Source organism: Gimesia sp., from assembly GCF_048260065.1.
Classification (GTDB): Bacteria; Planctomycetota; Planctomycetia; order Planctomycetales; family Planctomycetaceae; genus Gimesia.
Genome location: NZ_JBLXHC010000001.1, coordinates 545,278 through 566,582 on the forward strand (window position 1 = coordinate 545,278; position 21,305 = coordinate 566,582).

8 protein-coding genes are annotated in these 21,305 nt (G+C 48.1%); 4 read left to right on the forward strand and 4 right to left on the reverse strand.

The genetic code is table 11. From position 1 onward, the window contains the following. Positions 1–21 precede the first annotated feature (21 nt). A complete protein-coding gene (locus ACN0YN_RS01950; protein ID WP_417383293.1) occupies positions 22–1,125 on the reverse strand; it encodes a twin-arginine translocation signal domain-containing protein in 1,104 nt (367 codons plus the stop codon). A gap of 239 nt (positions 1,126–1,364) precedes the next feature. Here ACN0YN_RS01950 and ACN0YN_RS01955 point away from each other — a divergent pair, with 239 nt between their 5' ends. Beyond that, positions 1,365–2,960 (forward strand): arylsulfatase, encoded by a 1,596-nt coding sequence (locus ACN0YN_RS01955; RefSeq protein ID WP_417383294.1) that lies wholly within the window; start codon positions 1,365–1,367, stop codon positions 2,958–2,960. A 4-nt stretch (positions 2,961–2,964) separates the two neighbouring features. Here the strand turns inward: ACN0YN_RS01955 and ACN0YN_RS01960 are convergent, their stop codons facing one another. Then, a complete protein-coding gene (locus ACN0YN_RS01960) occupies positions 2,965–3,750 on the reverse strand; it encodes a polysaccharide deacetylase family protein (protein WP_417383295.1) in 786 nt (261 codons plus the stop codon). Between the two features lie 216 nt (positions 3,751–3,966). Here ACN0YN_RS01960 and ACN0YN_RS01965 point away from each other — a divergent pair, with 216 nt between their 5' ends. After that, the gene (locus tag ACN0YN_RS01965; RefSeq protein WP_417383296.1) at positions 3,967–4,539 is read left to right on the forward strand and encodes an alpha-ketoglutarate-dependent dioxygenase AlkB; all 573 of its coding nucleotides are present in this window, start codon (positions 3,967–3,969) and stop codon (positions 4,537–4,539) included. 37 nt (positions 4,540–4,576) lie between these two features. Here ACN0YN_RS01965 and ACN0YN_RS01970 read toward each other — a convergent pair whose 3' ends face one another. Next, positions 4,577–5,287: a hypothetical protein gene (locus tag ACN0YN_RS01970; RefSeq protein ID WP_417383297.1), complete on the reverse strand. Its 711-nt coding sequence runs from the start codon at positions 5,285–5,287 to the stop codon at positions 4,577–4,579. 265 nt (positions 5,288–5,552) lie between these two features. On the opposite strand from ACN0YN_RS01970, the gene ACN0YN_RS01975 reads away from it, so the two are divergent. Further along, positions 5,553–6,125, forward strand: coding sequence for a sigma-70 family RNA polymerase sigma factor (locus ACN0YN_RS01975; protein WP_417383298.1), 573 nt, complete (start codon positions 5,553–5,555; stop codon positions 6,123–6,125). Positions 6,126–6,319: 194 nt separating this feature from the next. Beyond that, positions 6,320–10,657, forward strand: a complete 4,338-nt coding sequence (locus ACN0YN_RS01980; RefSeq protein WP_417383299.1) for a serine/threonine-protein kinase — start codon at positions 6,320–6,322, stop codon at positions 10,655–10,657. A gap of 595 nt (positions 10,658–11,252) precedes the next feature. On the opposite strand, the gene ACN0YN_RS01985 is transcribed toward ACN0YN_RS01980, so the two are convergent. After that, positions 11,253–21,053, reverse strand: a complete 9,801-nt coding sequence (locus ACN0YN_RS01985; RefSeq protein WP_417383300.1) for a Calx-beta domain-containing protein — start codon at positions 21,051–21,053, stop codon at positions 11,253–11,255. Positions 21,054–21,305: the final 252 nt, after the last annotated feature.

Consider the following 21,305-nt stretch of genomic DNA (forward strand, 5'->3'; position numbering starts at 1 on the left):
ACAATTTTTAAAAGAAAGATTTCAACTGAGCCGGTTCAGTTTACTGATGCGACCAGTGGCGACCCATTCGGCGACGAAGATGTCTCCATTCTGATCGAAGCAGGCGTCGTGTGGATGGACGAAGCGTCCCGCCTGCCATTTTTCCGGTGTTTCCCGCATGCGGGGCTTTGACGTTTTCATGGCTTTTTCCCATTCCGGATCCTGGCCCAGATGTGCGATCACCTTGTTGTCTTTATCCAGCAGAGTGATGCGGGATGCCAGATCGGGCACGAGCAGCAGGTCCTGGTAGGTATCGAGATTGGCAGGCAGAATGAAACCGTTCATCGTCTGCAGATGCTTGCCATCCAGTGAGAACCACTGCAGGCGTGCATTGGCACGGTCTGCTACGACCACAGACGGTTCGCGTCCCGGGCGAGAGTCAATCCACAACCCATGAGGCAGTTTGAATTTTCCGTCTTCTTTCCCTTCGCCTCCGAAGGCAGACATCCAGAGACCGTTCTTGTCATAGCGGTGGATCTGATACGCGCCATAGCCGTCAGCCAGATAAAAACCGCCATCGGGATGAAAGGCGAAGTTGGTGGGCAGGAAGCGATCGCGTCCCCAGAGTTTCTGAGGATTGGTGGCTTCCCCTTCAGCATAACATTTTGAAATCATGGGGGCATATTTCTGCCAGACTGTTTCGCCTTTGAGATCCAGCTTGGCAAACGTTTTCAGATGCTGATAGGCGGTGACATACAGAAACTGCTCCGTCCCCTCCTGACGGACTTCGAGTCCGTGCCCTCCCCCCTGGAACTGTTTACCAAAGGAACGGACATACTTGCCCTTTGGGTCAAAGACAAAAATCGAAGGATGATCGGTCTGGTCGGCTCGACCTTCATGAATCACATAGACAAATCCATCTTTATCGACGGCGACATTGTGTGTGGTCTGCCAGGTGAATTCGGCAGGCAGCTTAGCCCAGTCGTGTGTGACTTCGTATTGATGGTCGCCTGAGCCCAGGACAATTCGGGAATCGGTCTTGGAATCGGCGTGGATGGCAGGGGCTCCGAACAGAGCCGCCGTAGTACCAGCGGCCGTGGTTTTAAGAAAATCCCGACGTGTCTGTTTATCTTCTGGAAAACTCATTTGAATGCTCCTGGAGAGGCTGGCTGATGTATGAAAACGGATAAGTAGAATCAGAGCCCGTATGAGTAAACTGTAACCAGTGCGAGAACCGAGATCAATTCGGAACTCGCAGGTTCCTGTATTTCCAGCGATGCGACAGCAGTTCCGGATTTCAATTGTTGTGTGGCGTCATATGAGGACTTACAATAAAGGCTCATTCCTGACTGATTTCATTAACCATTTGAATTTAAAGTGACCCTATGATCTCCCGACGCTCACTCGCTGCCACGTCAATTTGTCTGGTCTGCTCTCTGCTGTTCATGAACGCCGAATCGCTGTCCGCTGCACAGAAGCCGAATATTATTCTCATCATGTGTGATGATATGGGCTTTTCCGATATCGGCTGTTACGGCGGAGAAGTGCAGACGCCGCATCTGAATCGGCTGGCAGCAGAAGGGATGCGGTTCACGCAGTTTTATAACAATGCGAAATGCACTACGACCCGTGCTTCCATTCTGACCGGTTTGTATCCCCGCTTCGGTAAAGAGGGACACATGCGGCAAAATATGGTGACGCTGGGTGAAGCAATGAAAACGGCCGGATATCACACCGGTCTGAGCGGTAAATGGCATCTGATGAAAACGCAGGGCTATGCCAAAAGCGAATTTCCCGGTGGCTGGCTGAACCGCTACGATAAGACTACGCATCCCTTTTTCCGGGGTTTCGATTCATACTACGGTGTACTCGATGGCTGCTGTAATTTCTTCGATCCGACAATTTCCGATCCCCCATATAAACGGGCAGGGATTCGCAGTTTCGGTCAGGATGACAAAGCCGTCACTGAGTTCAAAGAGGGGTATTATACAACCGATGCCTTTACCGATCATACGCTGGGTATGATCCGAGAGTACAGTAAAGACGAGCAGCCTTTCTTTATTCATCTGTGTTATACGGCACCTCATTACCCGCTGCATGCGAAACCGGCTGATATAAAAAAGTATCTTGGCAAATTCAAAATGGGCTGGGATCAGATGCGAAAAGATCGCTGGAAACGGTTGCAGGAGATGGGGCTTGCCGGTGAGAACTGGTCACTCTCGGAAGGAGACAGCCGCGCGTATGAGTGGGAGACGGCGAATCAGGAATTCGAAGATCTGCGGATGGCCGTATATGCGGCGATGATCGACTGCATGGATCAGAACATCGGCCGGATTATGACGACGCTCAAAGAGACCGATCAGCTGGACAATACACTGGTTCTGTTTCTCTCCGATAACGGTGGTTGCAGCGAAGAACCGGGGGGACGCAATCCAGAGGAGAGAACTCCCGGGCCCAAAGATGACTACGTGGCCGTCGGTCCTGCCTGGGGTTGGGCGCAGAATTCGCCGTTTCGCCGCTATAAATCGTGGGTGCATGAGGGAGGCATTTCAACTCCCCTGATTGCCTGGTGGCCGGGGCAGGTGCCTGCAGGAGCGATCAATCGCAGTCCCGCTCACATTATTGACTTGATGCCCACTTTTCTGGAGATGGCGGAGACAGCATATCCGAAGAAGTACCAGGGGCATGATATTCTGCCCGTAGAAGGAGTCAGCATGCTGCCGCTTTTAAAGGGAGAAGAGCAGAAACTCCACGATTCACTGGCCTGGTACTGGTCGGGAAATCGGGCGTTAAGGCAAGGCCCCTGGAAACTGGTGTGGGACAAAGGGGTCGGAGAATGGGAGTTGTACGATATCAGTGCCGACCGCTGTGAAACGAAGAATCTGGCAGAACTGCAGCCCAATCGCGTCAAGCAGATGTCCAGAGACTGGTTCACCTGGGCAGAGAAAGTCGAACTGGGTTCGAAGGCGAAGCAGAAATAACGGTTCAAGGAAGATCGTCGTAGGTGAGCGTGGGCAGACCGATCTGTTGGGCGTGCGCCAGGATTTCTTCGAGTGCTTGTGGCGAAAGATGATGGCCGGGTCCTTTGTCACTGATATTGTGGGCATAGAAAACCACTATTTCGCCCCGCTGTTTGGCATGATCCATCGCGTCTTTGATTTCCGTCAGATAATCGGGGCGTTTTTCCGTACCGGCGTAATCGATGCCGGTGCCGATCAGACAGCCTCGCCCCGCGATCTGATCAACAGGCGTGAAAATCGCTTTCAGATCCCGCATCCGTTGCCCGGCTGGCAGTCCTGTTCCCCCTCGTAGATGACGGAACGTTTTCAGCAATGCAGTGTCGATTTCTTCACTGCGGGAACTGTTGGGATACGCAAAAGCCGTCGGTGGAAATCCAGCTTCGGTCAGCCGTTTGACGGAAGGATCGATTTCATTTTGCAGATACGCATCCATGCCTTTCGTACGGACGTAGTCGACGGCTTTAATATGATTCACGCTGTGACTGCCTATGGCATGGCCCGCGTCCTGCAGCTTTTTCAATCCCGCGATCTGTGCGGGTTTCAGCTTATAAAAGTGATCAACAAAAAACGTGGCATGCGCGTCATACTTTTTGAAGAGAGGAATCTGCTGGACCCACTGGTCGACATAACGGTCATCGAAGGTCAGAACAATACCGGACTGGAAGGACTTTGCGTCTGTGGTTGGGGTTTCTGCAGCGTGAGAGGCCGAAGTGATTAAAAACAGACAGAGCAGGGGGATGAGAAACTTCATGTGGGACCTGTCGTAAATGATTTATATTAAAGTGTTTAGATATTCTACCGTTTCGCAGAATGTTTTTCGAATCACAAATTGTTCATTTTTTCAGTTATTTAGGGAAACAGGCTTTGAAAACGAGCCGTCCATTCGACACCTTACACCTCCGTTGTGGGTGAACCCGGGAACCATTGAGAATTGTTAGGGCTGTTGATTCAAAAGGAGTGCCGCAGAATGTCGGTTACAATCAGTGATGTCGAAGGCTTTCAATTGCAGGACAATTATCTCTCTGAAGCGGAAGAGGGATCGTTAATCGAATGGATTGATCAGCAGCCGTGGGATACGACGCTCAGGAGGCGGGTGCAGCATTATGGCTATCGCTATGACTATACGGCCCGCGATATCGATGCGGCACTCTTTCTGGGTGAACTCCCTGGACCGCTGGGCGAACTCGCGAAACGCCTGACAGAGGAAGGCTATCTGAAAACAGAGCCAGACCAGCTTATTATTAACGAATACGAACCGGGCCAGGGGATTGCGGCTCACGTGGATTGCATTCCCTGCTTTGGTCCTCAGATCGCCAGCATCAGCCTTGGGTCTCACGTGGGTATGGATTTTATTAAGGTTGCCGATCAGACTAAGATCAGCCAGACATTACTGGCTCGAAGTCTGCTGGTCTTCAGCGATGTCGCCCGTTACGAATGGAAGCATGGCATTGCTGCCCGCAAGTCAGATCTGATCGAGGGCAAACGCGTTCCCCGCAGCCGTCGGGTTTCACTGACGTTTCGTCTGGTAAAGAAAGACTGATTTAAGAATGGGCTACGTGATTTAAACAGGAGTTTTACTATTTCTTTTTACTCCGAGGTTCCCTATCGAAAACCTCGGGAGCCACTTTAATTTCACCCAGATCATTATCACCCGGTTTAATCTGCATTTTAATCCGTCCTCGATCCCATTCTTCGCGGGCTGCCAGACGACCAGCCTGTTCATGCCAGAGTCGAAATTCCCATTCTCCGACTGGCAGGTTTTTTATCTGGAACGCACCGGTTTCGTCTGTGATGGCGAAATAAGGATGATCAAGAACCATGAGGTAACCGGATTCCCAGGGATGGATATCGCATTTAATCAGTACAGGAAGAAATTCCGCGTGTTCAAACTCGATGATTTTCTTTCGAGCTGGATTTTGATGAATTGAATCCGGCAGACGATTTTTGAGGGGAAATAAGTGAGTCTGATGTTGGATCGGGTCTTTATTCAGGACTACCAGTTTCTGGTGTGGCTGCCAGAGTGCTATGGCGTGAGGTTCAATACAATTTCCCTGATGTTGAATCACAACCTGGTCTGGCAGCTTTTGATATTCCGGATGAATCTGATTCTCTTTCAAGCTTCGGTGCTTTAAATACACAAAGATATTTTTGATGCCCTTTTGTGGGCCAACGACCAGCGAGAGGGGCTCGGGGAATGGTGTCCTCTTCTGTTTGACCGGCTCACCGGTATAAATGAATTTTCCCGATAAATTTCCCCACTCGGCCGCATCCAGGGGCTGATTCCCCAAAATGAAAAACCCACAGATCAGGAGGCAACAGGTGAAAATGGGGAGCAGGCGGAACAAGGCACTGAACTTTCTCTGATTGAAGTTCGATCAACAGCCAGATGACAGACGACAGTCATCCCACTCTGTAGTTCACATGTTAACCAATCCAGATACAGGTGGGAAACATAATTCTGATTTGCATCGGCTGGCCTACAGGTTACACTGACGGGTAATTACATTTCTATCAACAAATTGAAACCATCTCAATCGCGTACGAGCGCAACGCATGCAGGATATTACCCACATCTTACAGGCACTGGAAGCAGGTGACGTCGCAGCCACCGATCAGCTGCTGCCTGTTGTCTACGCCGAACTGCAGCGACTGGCGCGACAGAAACTCGCGCATGAAGCGCCGGGGCAGACGTTGACGGCGACGGCTCTGGTTCATGAGGCCTATCTGCGTCTGGTAGGGCAGTCTGCAGAGCAAGAGTGGGATCACCGGGGGCATTTTTTTGCCGCGGCAGCCGAGTCGATGCGACGGATTCTGATCGAAAATGCCCGCCGCAAAAAACGGTTGAAGCATGGCGGCGAGCATGACCAGGTCGATCTTCCCGAGATCACAGCCCCCGCCCTCGAACGTCCCGATGACCTGTTGGCGCTGGACGAAGCCTTAACCCGGTTTGCAGTAGAGGAGCCGCAAAAGGCCGAGCTGGTCAAACTGCGCTATTTCGCGGGGTTGAGCGAGCAGGAAGCGGCTGAAGTGCTGGGAATTTCCCGCGCCACAGCGTCCCGACACTGGGCTTATTCGCGGGCCTGGCTCTTTTCTCAAATAAAGTCTGACACTGATCAAACGATTTGATAGTATGTGTTTACGGCGAATTCTGCCTGCCAGTCTCTCTATTTTTTCTCCCGGACAGCTCTTTTTTTAATGAAATGATGAGGCGCGCCGCAGCGGGACATCGCATCTTTTAATAGTGATGGAACAAAGAGTGTTCCGAAAGTATTCATAGCGAATCCTGATGGGAATCACCCGTCCTGACGAAAAATGAAACCATGTCTGATCCTGCATCTGAAAATCCCGAATTTGAGCCGACGCGTGAGAATTTGAATCCACAGTCGATCGAAGGTTTATTCCTGATGGCGTTGGAGAAAAAAACGCCCGCGGAAAAAGCAGCATTTCTAGATGAGATGTGTGGTGAGAACCAGGAGCAGCGTCGTCGCGTGGAAGCCTTGCTGCTGGCATACGACGATGCGGGCAGCTTTCTGGAAAAATCACCTGTGGCTTCCGGTAGTTCTCAGTTATTCAACCTCGATTTTCTGACACCGACTGATGATCCGAATCTGTTAGGAACACTGGGGGACTATCAGATTCAGGAAGTGATCGGCCAGGGGGGGATGGGCATTGTATTTCGCGCTCTGGATCCGAAATTAAATCGAATCGTGGCAATCAAGGTGATGTCTCCTTTGCTCGCGGTGAATCCGAATGCGAAAAAACGCTTTCTACGCGAAGCGCAGGCGGCGGCAGCAGTGAGCCATCCCCATATTGTAACGATTCATGCTGTCGATGAAGACAAGCTGCCTTACCTGGTTATGGAGTTCGTGGTTGGTCAGTCATTGCAGCAGAAACTGGATAAAGTCGGTTCACTCAAGGTCACTGAAATTCTACGGATCGGAAATCAGATTGCGGAAGGTCTCGCCGCCGCTCACAAACAGGGATTGATTCACCGCGATATCAAGCCGGCGAATATTCTGCTGGAAAATGGTGTGGAGCGGGTCAAGATCACCGATTTCGGCCTGGCGCGAGCCGTCGATGATGTGACGATCACGAAGACCGGCGAGGTCTCCGGCACTCCGCAGTACATGTCGCCCGAACAGGCCTCCGGCGATCGTGTTGATCAACGCAGTGATCTATTTAGTCTCGGCGCGGTGATGTATGCGATGTGTACCGGCCGTTCCCCCTTCCGCGCCAGTAACCTGGCGGCTGTTGTCCGACGCGTCTGTGATGACACACCACGACCGATTCAGGAAGTCAACGAAGAGATCCCCGAGTGGCTGATTGAAATTATATCGACACTGTTAGAGAAACAGCCTGCTCAGCGAATTCAGACGGCTGAGGAAGTCGCTGAGCTACTGGGGGCGCATCTTGCTCAGATTCAACATCCGGGATTCTCCACTCCAGTTCGTCCCGTCAGACCTGTTCACGTTGAAAAACAACAGGCAGTTAAGGTACCGCAGGCCGTTGTCAAACAGGAAATCATTACGGAACTGGACCGCGAACAATGGCAGTCAACGCCAGGCAGTCTGGTCCGGGCGATTCTCCTGTCGATTGGTGTCGGAATCTTTCTTGCATTTCGAATGTTGCACACTGGCACGTCGCTTGAGGAAACGCAGTTAAGCGATAAAGTCGTCAAGGTCCTGCTCACCCTGCTGGGAATTATGGGGCTGTCGACCATGTTTTATCTGATCCGGCGAACGGAAAAGCGACTCCCGTTCGGGACCTGGTTTCTCTGTCTCTCTTCACTGTTCCTGACGCTCTGGGTGTCATTTGTACTAACCATGATGGTGCGCACTAAAGTGCCATTGTTGAATATCGAACCCGACCTGTTTTCGATTATGGCATCTTCACTACTGGTGCTGTTAGCTGTGAGTGGGTTCGCGATCTTTTATCTCTGCCGTTATTACCAGAATCTGGAACCCGGTAAGTTTAATGCGATGCAGCAGCGGGATGCCTGGTTGTTTACCACGATGGGAATCGGAATCTGGGTTCTGCTGGTCCTCTGGAACTGGGGTGAAGCGACCGGAATCATTCAGCCCCTGATGTCAATTTCCCGAGACTGGCGACTGGCACCGGTGATCGTCTTCGCCATGCTGGGGGGACTGTGTGTCAGTGTGGGATTCTGGCTGGATCAGAATTTGAAGAAACGACTGGGAGATTCCGCTGTCGCGGGAACGACAGAGACAGTCATCGGGAATCAACAGCGAGGTAATGGACGGGGATCGCTGTTTGATCGCATCGCGCTGGGGGTGGGAGCTGTGATGCTGGCACTTCCCCTGATGATCTGGATCTTCGGGATTTCCACGGGGTTGCATTTCACCGGTAGTGTAGCGGAAATGGTCCTGGTCTCAACGTTGTTTTTTGTTCCTGTCGGGCTGCTGGTTTTGATCTGCGGTGCACAGAATCTGGTCGAACCCGATTCTACCGCGGAAAAAGTACTGGATGGGCTGTTTCTGCTGGCCTGTCTGTTTGCAGGACCGATTGGCATTCTACTTTATATTGCCCGCTATTTGAAACGCCGCGATGCACGTGCGGCAGGTGACCTCGAGCAACAGCCTGCCTCTCCCGGAGATGACCCGTTTGCACAGGAGCATCGTCGCTCCAACAAACGGGTCATCATCGGCGTTCTGGTCGGCTGTCTTTTGTTGCTGAGTTCCATTCTGTTTGTACAGATCTGGCGGCATCTGAACTCGATCGAGCAGGGCTTTATGTTGAGCTGGGGGCTGAATCTGCTGGTGATCTCTGTGATGCTCATCGCCGCGTATTTTATTCGTCGCAAGGGAGCAGAGGCCGCATCGCGCAATCCCTGGATTGTACTGGAGTGGGTGACGATCCTGGTGGCCTGTCTGATGTTGCTGGCACTCGTCTTTCCCACATTGGCTCAACCAGAGAATGAACAGGTGATTCTGACTTACCGGGGAAGTACTATGATCAGCAATGTGATTGTGGAAACTGATCGAGCTGAGGTGGTCCCTTCCTGGCCTTATGAACTGAGGTTGAAGCCTGGGACACATCATATAAAGACGTATTTCACATCAGCAGGACGTCCTCTCAGTATCACGACAACCATCAAAAAAGAGGCTGGGAAGTCATTGCATGTGGACCTGACAAAACAGATTCTGACTCTGGCCGGCGGACAGACTGATCGTCCCGACAGTGAAACGCCGCCAGTCAGCCCGGGAGCAATTCTGATCAGTGGGCAGACACCGTTTCTCCGTGCCGGGATCTTCCCGGATCATACACCAGATATGGGTGGCATGATGATGGGAGACATGGAAATGGGGATGGGAGGAGGCTTCGGTGGACCGAAAGTTTATGGCTTTGCAGACGAATTTTATACTCTGGAGCCAATGACCCATGAACTGCCAGCCGGTAAATATTTGATCAAAGTATCCAGTACGCTGGCGGGATGGCAAGGGAAATACAGCACTCCCCAGTACGATCTGAAAACGGTTGATGTCAAGCCGGGAGAAATCGTTTCGGTGACGATCAATCAGGATTACAGCAAGCTGGTCGAGAATCACCCGGACTGGTCGCTCTGGGGACTTTTCAAATTTTACTGGGCAAAAACAAGTCAAAATAATCTGAAGATCTACACACTTTCTCTTTCCCAGGCTCTGATCGTGCAAGAACTGTTGAAAGCGTATGCTGAGGGGAAGCCGGATGTCGCAGAATCAACTCTACTTAAAGTCATCCAGGGAATAAATGAGACGGATACACCGCAGTCACTGGAAAAGATCTTCAACAACGGACAACATCCCGCCTGGAAATCACTGATTGTGCCTGGTGAATCAACGGGTACCTGGAGACTGGTTGAGCAGAAGTTAAACGGCTCAGTCCAGCAGATGAGAAGTGGCGGCTTCGGTGGAGGGACCGGGGGGCCGATTAGTGGTGGAGCTTTTGAAAATCATCGAAATACTCCTCAGGTTCAACAGCAAAGCAAAGAGCCTCAGACAGCGAATCAGGTACCTCTGCAGGCGAAAAAACCGCGCCTCGCGATATCCTACAGCACGGTTGTCCTGTTCGGTAAAGATCCGGGAATGCGTATCGATCTGTTACGAAAAGAGAGGTCAGCGACCAATGGGCGTATCATGAAACGCTTTCAGAAAGGAGCAAGCACGTTTGATGTGACTCCTGGCGAGTATGTCATCGAAGTCAGTACAAAACTGGTTGGCTGGGGGCTCAACGGCGGAGACGCCCGATATGCAGACTCAGAACTGAAAGTGAAGGCAGGCGAATCAATCGCGAAATCTCTGCATTACAATTTTCAGAAGCTGGCAGAGAATCATCCTGTCTGGGAAGCAGGTCCACGTTTCTACTTTCACTGGCCTGATCCAAACCAGGGGGTCGGGATGGAATTTGACTTCTCGACCGATCAGGCGCGAGTCGTTCAGAATCTGCTGGAAGCATTCGCCAGAGAAAAACCGGATGTTGCTGAAGCAGAATTGTTGAAAACAGCAAATGTGACTGACGGATCTGAGAAATACGGTTCAATGGATCAACTGTTCAAGGGGATCGATTCTCCATCATGGAATACATTGATTGTGCGTGGTAAAGCTCAGGGGACGTGGCAATTAATTGACCCCCAGTTTCAACGGACAAAATCATCAAAATGATCAGCCCTGGTTCAGCTGATTCTGTTCAACAAATGAAAAGCTGCTTAACGGGTTTTGAGGAACTTATCCCTCAAGAGGAGAAAGTGTTATGAGAGAGTTGATCACAACGGCATCTTCTCTGATTATTATATTATGCTGTCTCTGCAGCTTTCTGGTTACAGAAGAGCCGGAAGCAAGTCATGATGTACCGGAACGGATCTCGAATCTGAATGGGGAACTGTTACAAAGTGAAAAAGTGGGAGTAAAAACAATACTGTTCAAGAAAGTCCAATCGGTTAAGATAAAAAACGGCGTTCTGATTTTCGTAACGTTACAGGATGAGGGAGGATTGCGAGAACATATTTTCAAATCAGAAATAAGAACGTCATTCTCTGTAAACAGGGGGATGCGACGATGCCTCACAAATCCATCAAGTTTGAAATGGATGACTCGAATACCACTGTTGTGACCATTCCACCAGCGTATGAATTAGACTATCTCGAAGCTATGGCTTTACTGTGATGCTTGATCGCATCACATTTAACAGAACGTTGCTCGATCTAATCTACTTTTCCCAATTGGCCTTGGAAACACGATAGAAAAAACAGGACATAGTCTAAAACGGAAGCAGATTCGTTTCGTCCTGCATCTTTGAGAAGTGGGGATCGACGGCTTCTGGTTCCAGCGGGGTTTCGTATTCGAAATTCCATTCCCATTCGGGAAGCAGGCGAATCCCAGGGGCGAGGGTTTCCTGCATCAGTCCGGATTCTGAGTGTTCGTAACCCAACAGGTGTCCCAGTTCATGCTGGATGACGGTCCAGAGATCGATACCTCCGGCAGCATCGCTGTCAGGCAGTGCGATCAGGGTCAGTTCACTGGACCAGGTATATTCGCTGTTGCCGGCAGGAGTCGAGTCGATAAACCAGCCATAACCGGCGGCATCGACGTCGATATATATAGTACTACCGGCTGCAGTTCCCAGAATATCAGCACCCAGGTCGATCACCTGAATGTCGATCTGTTTCAGAGTCTGCTGCTGTTCAATGGAGAGGGCAGGGCTGGTTCTGGTCTGTTCGATCACAGTATCAAATGTGGAAACGACACTGGACTGCGAAATGGAATCGGCTGTCACAGGTGGTGTGCTGAATGTGTCGACGAGCAGTAAATTCGTCCATGCGGTCGGATAAGTTTGTGGATAGTTGACTGGAGACTGGTTCTCTTTACTTTTACCGTAATTCCCTACCAGTGAAATCAGGTCCCTGTAGTTGATAAGATCATCCTGGTTGTAGTCAGAGAACCAGGCGTATCTGGATTCGGACTCACTGGGAACAGAATTATACAAGCCAACTATGAGGATCAGATCGCGATAATTAATAATATCATCGTCATTCAGATCGAATGGATTGGCGTAGATTAAAGATCCTGGTGATAAATCTGCGTTTACAGTGACTGGTGTATTACCTGCTAATTCGACTTGAGTATTAGTGAGCTCAAAGTTCAGATTATAGGGGCCAATGCTTTCTGGTTCGGTCTGGAGTGTAACCTGATCATCAGGTCCAGGTGAAAATCGGATGCGTGCGAACAATATCGGGTTGTCTGCTCCCAGACCATTCGTTGTTGTTTCGGCATGAAGTCCGGTGACGGATCCCGTCAGATCATCGATAGAGCCTGCCCGGTTCTGTGTGAATCCTTCTCCGAATACAAATTCTGCAGCAGATGCGTATGCCGTGTTATAGTTGAAATCTGCATTGACAGAGAAGACTCCCTGGTCGAAGTGGCTCGTGAAATCGACCCAGATTTCAACCCAGTAGGTAGACCATTCACTGATGATATTTTGATTTTCGGGAAGTGTTTCAGATTCTCCTGTCGAACTGTTAACGGTTGGCTGATTTACTACCCTGAACTGAAGGTTAGCCTCGGCGGTCACTTTGTCCTGGATTGTGATCACTGCCTGATTATCTGCCAGTGTGACGCTGCGAGCGGACGTATGAATATTTAATAAATCGATCTGAAAGGTTTCATTGATTTCAAAATTATCAGAATCGACGATTGCCACGGTGATGGTCTGTGACAACTCACCAGGATTAAATAACAAGGTGCCTGAAACAGCATGATAATCGTCGGGGTGAATTGCGGTCTGGTCAGACGTGGAAAAGTCTACGCTGACGGCGGTATCGACAGTGGCATCGAGTGACACTGTAATCACCGCTGTTCCAGCACTTTCGACTACAGAAATATCTTCGATAGAAATATGAGCCTGGTCATCGTCAAGGATTGTCACAATCGCCTGGGCATCTGCCAGAGAAAGATTGGCCTCGTTTGCCTGAATGTTAAACAGATTAATTAGAAACGTTTCGTCGGACTCAACCAGATCGGTATTCACCAGGGAGATGGCAATGGTTTTGCTCTGCTCTCCGGGATCAAAGGACAGAGTTCCTGAAGTGGAAATAAAGTCGAGCGTGCCAAGCGCAGATTGTTCAGAGGTTGAATAGTCAACAGAGACTTCTGTATAGACAGGTTGATTCAGTGTCACAGTGACGAATGCCGTTCCAGCGTCTTCATCTACCGAAATATCGCTAACCGAGATACTGGCCTGGTCATTATCCTGAATCGTGATCTGTGCCTGTTCATTGAGGAAATCAACGTCAAAACCATTAGCCTGAAGGTTGGTCAGGTTGAATAAAAATGATTCATTACCTTCCACAAGGTTGTCGTTGAGAATGGGTATCGAAACGTATTTGGTCTGTTGTCCTGCCAGAAAGGTCAGGGTACCAGACTTTCCGAAATAATCTGAAGCATTCGAAGCAGTATCATCGGCAGTGGTATAGTCGAGTGTAATCGTAGACGAGACGGGGTGATCGAGCGTGATCTGGATCAATGCAGACCCGGATGCCTCATTCACTGCGATATTATTGACTGCAACTTTCGTGATATCATCATTTTCGATTGTGAGAACAGCTTGTGAGTCTAAAAGAGTGACAAAGGGGCTGGTCGTCTGTAGATTGGAGAGATTAATCAGCAGAGTTTCAGTCATTTCCACAAATTCATCGTCAGTGATAACAATAGGAATAAACTTTGTGAGTTCACCAGGGGCAAATGTCAAAGTACCTGACAATTGTTCGAAATCGGCAGACTGTGTGGCTGACTGACCAGCCGTACTGAAATCAATGGAAACCGGAGTCACTAGCGGCTTATCGAGAGAGACCGTCACATACGTAATGCCGGTATCTTCCTGGACGGTAAGATCACTAATGCGCAGATTGGAATGATCATCGTCAAAAATCGTGATCACGCCATGGATGTTCGTAAAACTGACATTTGCTGTTCCGGCCTGTAGATTTGAAAGATTGACCAGCAAACGTTCCTCTGTTTCTAAAAGATTGGAATCAACGATTGAGATAGTAATCGATTTTTCAATTTCAGAAGGAGCAAATGTCAGGGTTCCCGACTGACTGATGAAATCAGCGGGGCTGGTTGCGGTGTCATCGGCAGTCTGGTAATCGAGGCTGATTGACTGAGTAACTGGATGGTCTAAAGAAACTGTCAGAGTCGCAGTGCCTGCTGCTTCGTCGACTGAAATATTGTTGATAGTCACCATAGCCTGGTCATCGTCAATGATGGTGACTTCCGCCTGATTCACTGCTAAGATGACATCAAAGTTACCGGATTGAATATTGCTCAGGATGACCTGAAAACTTTCGTTCACTTCAACAGTATCCGAATCGATAATCGGAATAATGATAGTTTTAGATTGTTCACCTGAGTTAAAGGTTAATGTACCTGAAAGAGCGGTAAAATCCTGCTGATCAAAAGCACTATTTTCGGCTGTAAAAAAATCAACACTGACAGCAGTTTCAACCGGCTTGCTTAATTCGACGGTCAGTAAGGCAGTTCCTGCATCTTCATCGACAGAAATATCACTGATCGAAATATTGGATTGATCATCATCGAGGATTGTAACCTCAGCCTGTTCATTCGCAAAGACAACATTTCTTCCTGAAGCCTGAATAGAGTTAAGTTGAACCAGGAAGCTTTCTGTCTGTTCCAAAAGGTCCGAGTTCACCACGGGGATCATAATTGTCTGGGTGAGCTCGCCTGGATCAATCGTGAAAGTTCCGGACTGAGGAGCGATATAGTCATTGTCGCTGCTGGCAGACTGTTCCACTGTTGAGTAATTCACAGTGATTGCTGTGTCGACAGGATGGTCTAGAGAGACAACGATTGAAGCAACACCAATGTCCTCATTGACAGTCAGGTCTTCGATTGACAGCTGCGCCTGATCATCATCGTGAATGTGAACATAACCTACAGAGTCTGAGAGAATAATATCCGCGCCACCTGCCTGTGGATTGAGGAGTCTGACCAGAAAATATTCATCAATTTCCACTATGTCTGTATCCACAATGGAAAATGTAATGCTATATTCCTGCTCACCTGGCTGGAAAGTGAAGTTCTCAGCCTCTCCAATAAAATCTTCATTATTGATAGCGGAGCTCTGTGAGCTTGAATATCGCATGCTGACTTCTACGTCGACTGGTTGATCCAATGTGACATATACGGTAGCAGTGTCTGCAGTTTCATCTACTGTGACATCGCTGATCCTGACATGGACCGGATCGTCATCCTTAATTGTGACAATCGCCTGATCGTCGAAGAGTTCAGCATTCGATTCACCAGCCTGCAGGTTAGAGAGGTTGATTAAAAATTTTTCATCTGCTTCGACTTGACTTGAGTTGACGATTGGGATCGATATGGTCTTAGTCTGTTCTCCCACCTCAAATATGAGCGTGCCTGAATGGACAAGGTAGTCAGCGTTAACCAGAGCGGTGTCACTAGAAGTTGCAAAATCGACGCTGAAGGCTGAAGTCGGAGGCAGCGATGATGAAACCGTAACGACTGCTTCACCAGCATCTTCATCTACATAAATATCCTGGACACTGATCAATGGATGGTCATCGTCCAAAATGGTAATCGTGGCAGAACTGTCTCCCAGAGTAAGACCATACATGTCTGAATATGTGATACTCAGTAAATTAATCTGAAACGTCTCGGTATCTTCCTGGATCGCATCTTCTTTTAATATAAAAGAAAAACTGCGAGACAGATAGCCTGCGATAAGCTCCACTCGATCTGATCTTGGTGCGTAATCCTCGGGCTGAGTGGCAGTCACGTCTACTAACTCGTAAAAGACATATAAGTTCGTGCCGAGTGCTTTGGTGAGAGACAAATTGACATAGAAATTGCCGTCTTCCTCTCTCACTGTAAGATCGTCTATAGAAAGTGTACCTACATCGTTGTCGACAATGGTGATGTTACAGGCAAAGTTGTCCAGGTTTATGTTCGTGTCAGATGTTTCCAGACGGTTCAAAATGACTCGGAATGTTTCGTCTGCTTCGATGAGCTCATCTTCAAGAATCGGGATGGTAAACGATTTCGACTGTTCTCCCGGATTGAAGATCAAAGTCCCCGAAACATCTGTGTAGTCTTCAGATTCGTCAGCACTTCCTTGAACCAGAAAATAATTAAATTGAACCGCAGTGCTGGCAGGGCGATTCATCGTTACCGTAACTGTTACTGAACCATCTGACTCTTGAACAGAAAAATCTTGCGGAAGATTGATCCGGGCCGAGTCTCTATCGCGAATCTCGATTTCTGATTCATTGTCTGAGATGGGAGTGTTAATTCCATTGATCAGAAAATTGCTGATTTGGAATCGGAAATATTTGTTTAATTCAACCGTTGGGGAGTAAACGAGGGGAATTGATACGGTTTTAGTGGTTTCCCCTGCCAGAAAAACCAGAGAACCAGAGCGGGCGAGATAATCTGAAGTATCTCGGGCAGTACCATCCACAGTGGTATAGTCTATGCTGACAGTTCCGTCGATGGGAGCCGTTAATGTGATGTTTACTAATGCTTCTTCAGCATTCTCATCGACGGTGAAGTCCTGGATCTGGATCTGTGTATCCATGGAATCATAAATCGTGATCACAGCCTGATCGTTCGCTAGAATGACGTTCGCTCCGTTTGTCTGAAAATTGGAGATCTGGAGTAACAGTCTTTCTGGATCTTCGAAAATTGTGTCGTCGATCACAGGGATTATGATATAAAGGCCCGTGGTATTGGAAGTAATTGTTCTGGTCTGAGTTATTGAAGTATAATCTTCAGGACTGGAAGCGGTTTGATCTATCGTTGTGCAATCAAAGCTGATGGTCGAAGAAATGCGATTACTAATTGAAACTCTGACTTTTGCGGAACCTTCCCTTTCATCGACGGTCACGTCATGGATAGTGATAATACACTGGTCATCGTTTAGAATTGTGATTTCAGCCTGACTGTCTACCAACTGGATATTAGGTGAGCTAACCTGATTATTCAGACTGAGGTTTACCAGGAAAGTTTCAGAAAACTCTACGATATCATCATTTGTAAAATTAATATGAAGTTCTTTTGACGTTTCTCCTGGTTCAAAGATCAGGGTACCTGATTGATACTGAAAATCCTGACCCTCTGTAGCAGACTGTTCGGCAGTTGCGAAGCCGACATTCAATGTTGTATCCACTGGATGGTTTATACTGACTGTCAGCACAGCGGTACCCAGTTCTTCATCAACGGAGACGTCATTGATCGAAATACTGGCAAACTCATCATCAATGATTGAAATCTGGGCCTGACTTTGAATGAATGAAACCTCGCCTCCCGTTGTGACAGGATTACTAAGCCCGATCAGAAATGTTTCCAGGACTTCGACGCTGTTTCCATCAATTAGTGATACCGAAATAGTCTTCGTCAGTTCTCCCGGAGCAAAAGTGAGCGTTCCTGAAACAGACTCATAGTCACTTCCGGCGATGGCTGTCTGATCGAGAGATGTGTAATTGACAGTCAGTTCAGTGGGAAGCGCATGATCTAGAGTGACCGTCAGTAAGGCTACTCCGTCAGTTTCATTGACAGATAGATCGTCGATGGTCAGGTAGTATTGATCTTCATCATTAATGAATATATAGCCTGTATCCTCGGTTATTGTGACATTCGAGCCATTACCTTGCACATCACTGATTCTGACGTAAAATTTTTCCTGATTTTCTGGTATGTAATCATCGATCAGCGGGACTGATATTGTCTTGATCGTTTCACCCGGGTTAAATGTCAAGATTCCCGTGGTTGACTCGAAATCGGTTCCTTCCCTGGCTGAATAGAAGTGAGTCCAGTAGTTCATGCTGATTGCAGTAGGCGCAGCCTGTTCCAGTGAAACAGTAAGTACGGCTGTTCCATCGGCTTCATTTACGTTCTGGGTGTCAATGGAGAGAAAGAAATAATCGTCATCCAGAATGGTGACTTCTCCCTGTGCCTTTCTTAGAAACACAAACGGATCGTCCGAAACAAGATTACTCAAATTGACCTGAAGTGTTTCTGTCTCTTCTGAAAAAACGGAATCGATGATCGAAATGCTAATCGTCTTTGATGTTTCACCTGGGGCGAATGTGAGTGTTCCTGAAGCGGGTGTGTAATCATCGGTTTGGGCAGCTGTCTGATTGGCAGTCGAATAATCGACGGTGACCTGATCCGCAGAAGCTTTGTTGAGAGTGATGGTCACAGTCGCGAAGTCTGCATCCTCATTGACGGTGATATCCTCAACAGAAATGGCAGGGCCATCATCGTCAATAATCGTGACTAGCGCCTGACTGTCTCCAAAGATGACATTGCGATATTCATAAAACTGAATGTGGCTCAGGTTCACATAAAATGATTCTTCGTGCTCTCGCACGTTGTCATTGAGAACAGGGATAGTGAGGTAGTAGGGGGTTGGGGTATAACCCAGATTGTCAATGATGCCCGAAGTCGACTGGAAGTCTTCAGAATTGAACGCAGAGTTATTCACTGTGGTATAGTCCAGATCGAACGGGGCATCAACAGGAGCACTCCATATGATTTCTAATGTGACCGTTCCTTCTGATTCATTCACGGTAGCATCACTGATCGAAACCGTTGCCTGGTCATCGTTAAGAATTGTCACTTTAACCGGATCGCTGGTGTAAGTACGGATACTGGATGAGCGGTCCACTGAAATCGTAAATGATTCATCCGCCTCGACCACATTGTCTACCGTGATCGGAAAAGATATTGAGGCAGAAGTTTGACCTGCAGGAATAATGACGATGGGATTGATATCGAAAAAGTCAACATTCCTTCGTGCTGAGCCTCCTTCAATATTAAAATGAATTTCAAGATCTTCTGAAAGTATGCGATCTAATACGAAGTTGACTACAGCTGCTCCTTCGTCTTCATACACAGATACATCGTTGACGGTCAGAATGGGTAAGTCATTTTCGGGATTATCGTCATTGATGATGTATCCAGTTGCTTTGGGAACAATCAGAGTAGCGCCATTGGACGGGTTAGAAAGCAGGACTTCGAATGTTTCAAAGCCGGGACCTTCATATATCGTATCGCTATATACAACAATGGAGATGGTTTTAGTTTGAGAGAGAGCGGTCGGACTGGCATCGAATGTAACAATACCAGACTGTGCCTGATAGTCACCATCCGCCACGGTGGCAGTTCCATCAATGGTAGTGAAACTGACGGAAGAGTTGAAATTCAAATCTCCCTGACCTTCACCTTTGCGCGTTACTTCGAATGTAAAGATCGTTTCGCCGGAATCTCCTTCAGCTTTTCTGAGTACATTGATAGAAAATGCCTCATTATTTGAGTTGAATACATGGAAGCTACCTGCATCAGAACTGGTTGCATCACTCAAAGGTGCACTGGCTATCACGTGGGTGCCGGATATGGAAACATCATATCCAAATTGATCCTGAGGCGTTCCATCCTCTGAGAAAAATGTTTTTGATTCAATCCACGAATCGCCAAGCAGGCGATACAATGTGGCTGTCCCAGAATCTGATGCGTTTCCGTCATCCAGGATCGAGCCAATTACCATTAATTCAGTGGAGAGTTTGATGGAAAAAGCTGACTGGTCGTTTGCCTCATCTCCGGTATGGATGATTTTTTGCTGAAATTCCCAGTAACCGGAATTATTTTTAAAAATATAGGCAGCACCTTTATACGCAACCGTGCCCGTGGAAATCACACCCAGTTGATTTCCGTAGACGTCAAGATCGTATCCGAACAGATCATTTGTTGCACCATCGGGAGGTCCTAGAATCTGCTGCTCGACCCATGTACCGTCAATGTTCTTAAAGACATACACGGCTCCCGCATCATTTGACGATTCATTTGTGTCAGACTTTAAACCTGAAATAAAGATATAGTTACTTTGAATTGCCACAGACCAGCCAAATTGATCTGAGAGGGCTCCATTCGAAGCGGTAATCATTTGTGACTCTGACCAGTTCGTGCCCGATCGGGTAAAGGCATATGCAGCACCTGAGTCCGGAATGTTTCCCGGGCCATCCAATTCGTGGAAAGTCGAACCAACTATGATGGTATTGTTATCGATTGTAACTGCGCCACCAAATTGATCGCCGGCATTTCCATCCGATGCCGTCAGCTTCTGTTCGAAATCCCAGTTTGATCCATTCTGTCGAAAAACGTAAACAGAACCACTTTCATCACCCAGATCATCATCAGCGTATGCCCCAATCACGATGGTATCTCCATCGATTGCCACGCTTGAGCCAAACTGATCGCCTGCAGCAGCGTCGAATGCGGTGAGAGTTGCCACATACTCCCACGTATCATCAAACTCTCCTGCAGTGTTGTGAGTGTTGCGGAAATAGATATAAGCGGCACCAGCATCAGTACCAGCCAGATCACTGTCTATTACACCGACAACCATGTAGTTTCCATCAACCGAAATTTCATTTCCGAAATGGTCTCCGTCTGAGAGGGGCGCCGGCGGTGCTGTACTTTGAATTTCTACCAAGTCCTGAAAATCATCATTCAGAATGGTAGCTACTCCAATGTTATCTTCAATTGTTGTACCGGTACTATTGCCATGGAGCCGGACAGTGAAGAACTCATCAAGCTCCAGGGAAGAGTCCCCATTGACTAGAATTGTGATTGTCTCTGTTTGCGAAAGTGCTGTTGGATCTGCAGCAAATGTAAGTGTGCCAGACAAATTGGAATAATCGCCATCCTGATTTGATGCGGAATATTTGGATGTTACGTACTGTATGCTTGCATTACTGTTGAGATCCCCCGCGTTCGTTCCCGATCTTGTCACTGTAAAGAGAGCACTTGTCGTACCTGCATCGCCTTCTACAACAACTACGTCATTAATATTAAACACAGACGTCAAGAGAGTGCGGTCTTCGAGTTCTTCGACAGTAACAGGTCGTCTCTGGTGATTCAGAACAGCTTGCGTGCCGTAATGGGAACGAAGACGGCGCTTATGCGCGGGGTGATGGGAAGGTCGGAGATAGGATAAAAACGACCTTAACCAGTAGGTCAACAGCATGAGCGTCTGGTTCTTTCTGGTTTATTATCTGTTCAGTCAATTCGATAGCAGAACGACTGAGTCTAAAAGGCTTTATGGCTGGAGTGAGCTATGCGATTCGTATTAAAGAATCAGTTCACTTCAAAATGATAGGCTGCGCCTATTTGTACAGATGGCATGTCCATTAGCATACATGGACAATCTGACCATTGACAATAGATTTAATTGATAAAATGAGTGTATTAAGTGGTTTTGGATGTGTGGCGAGCGGGC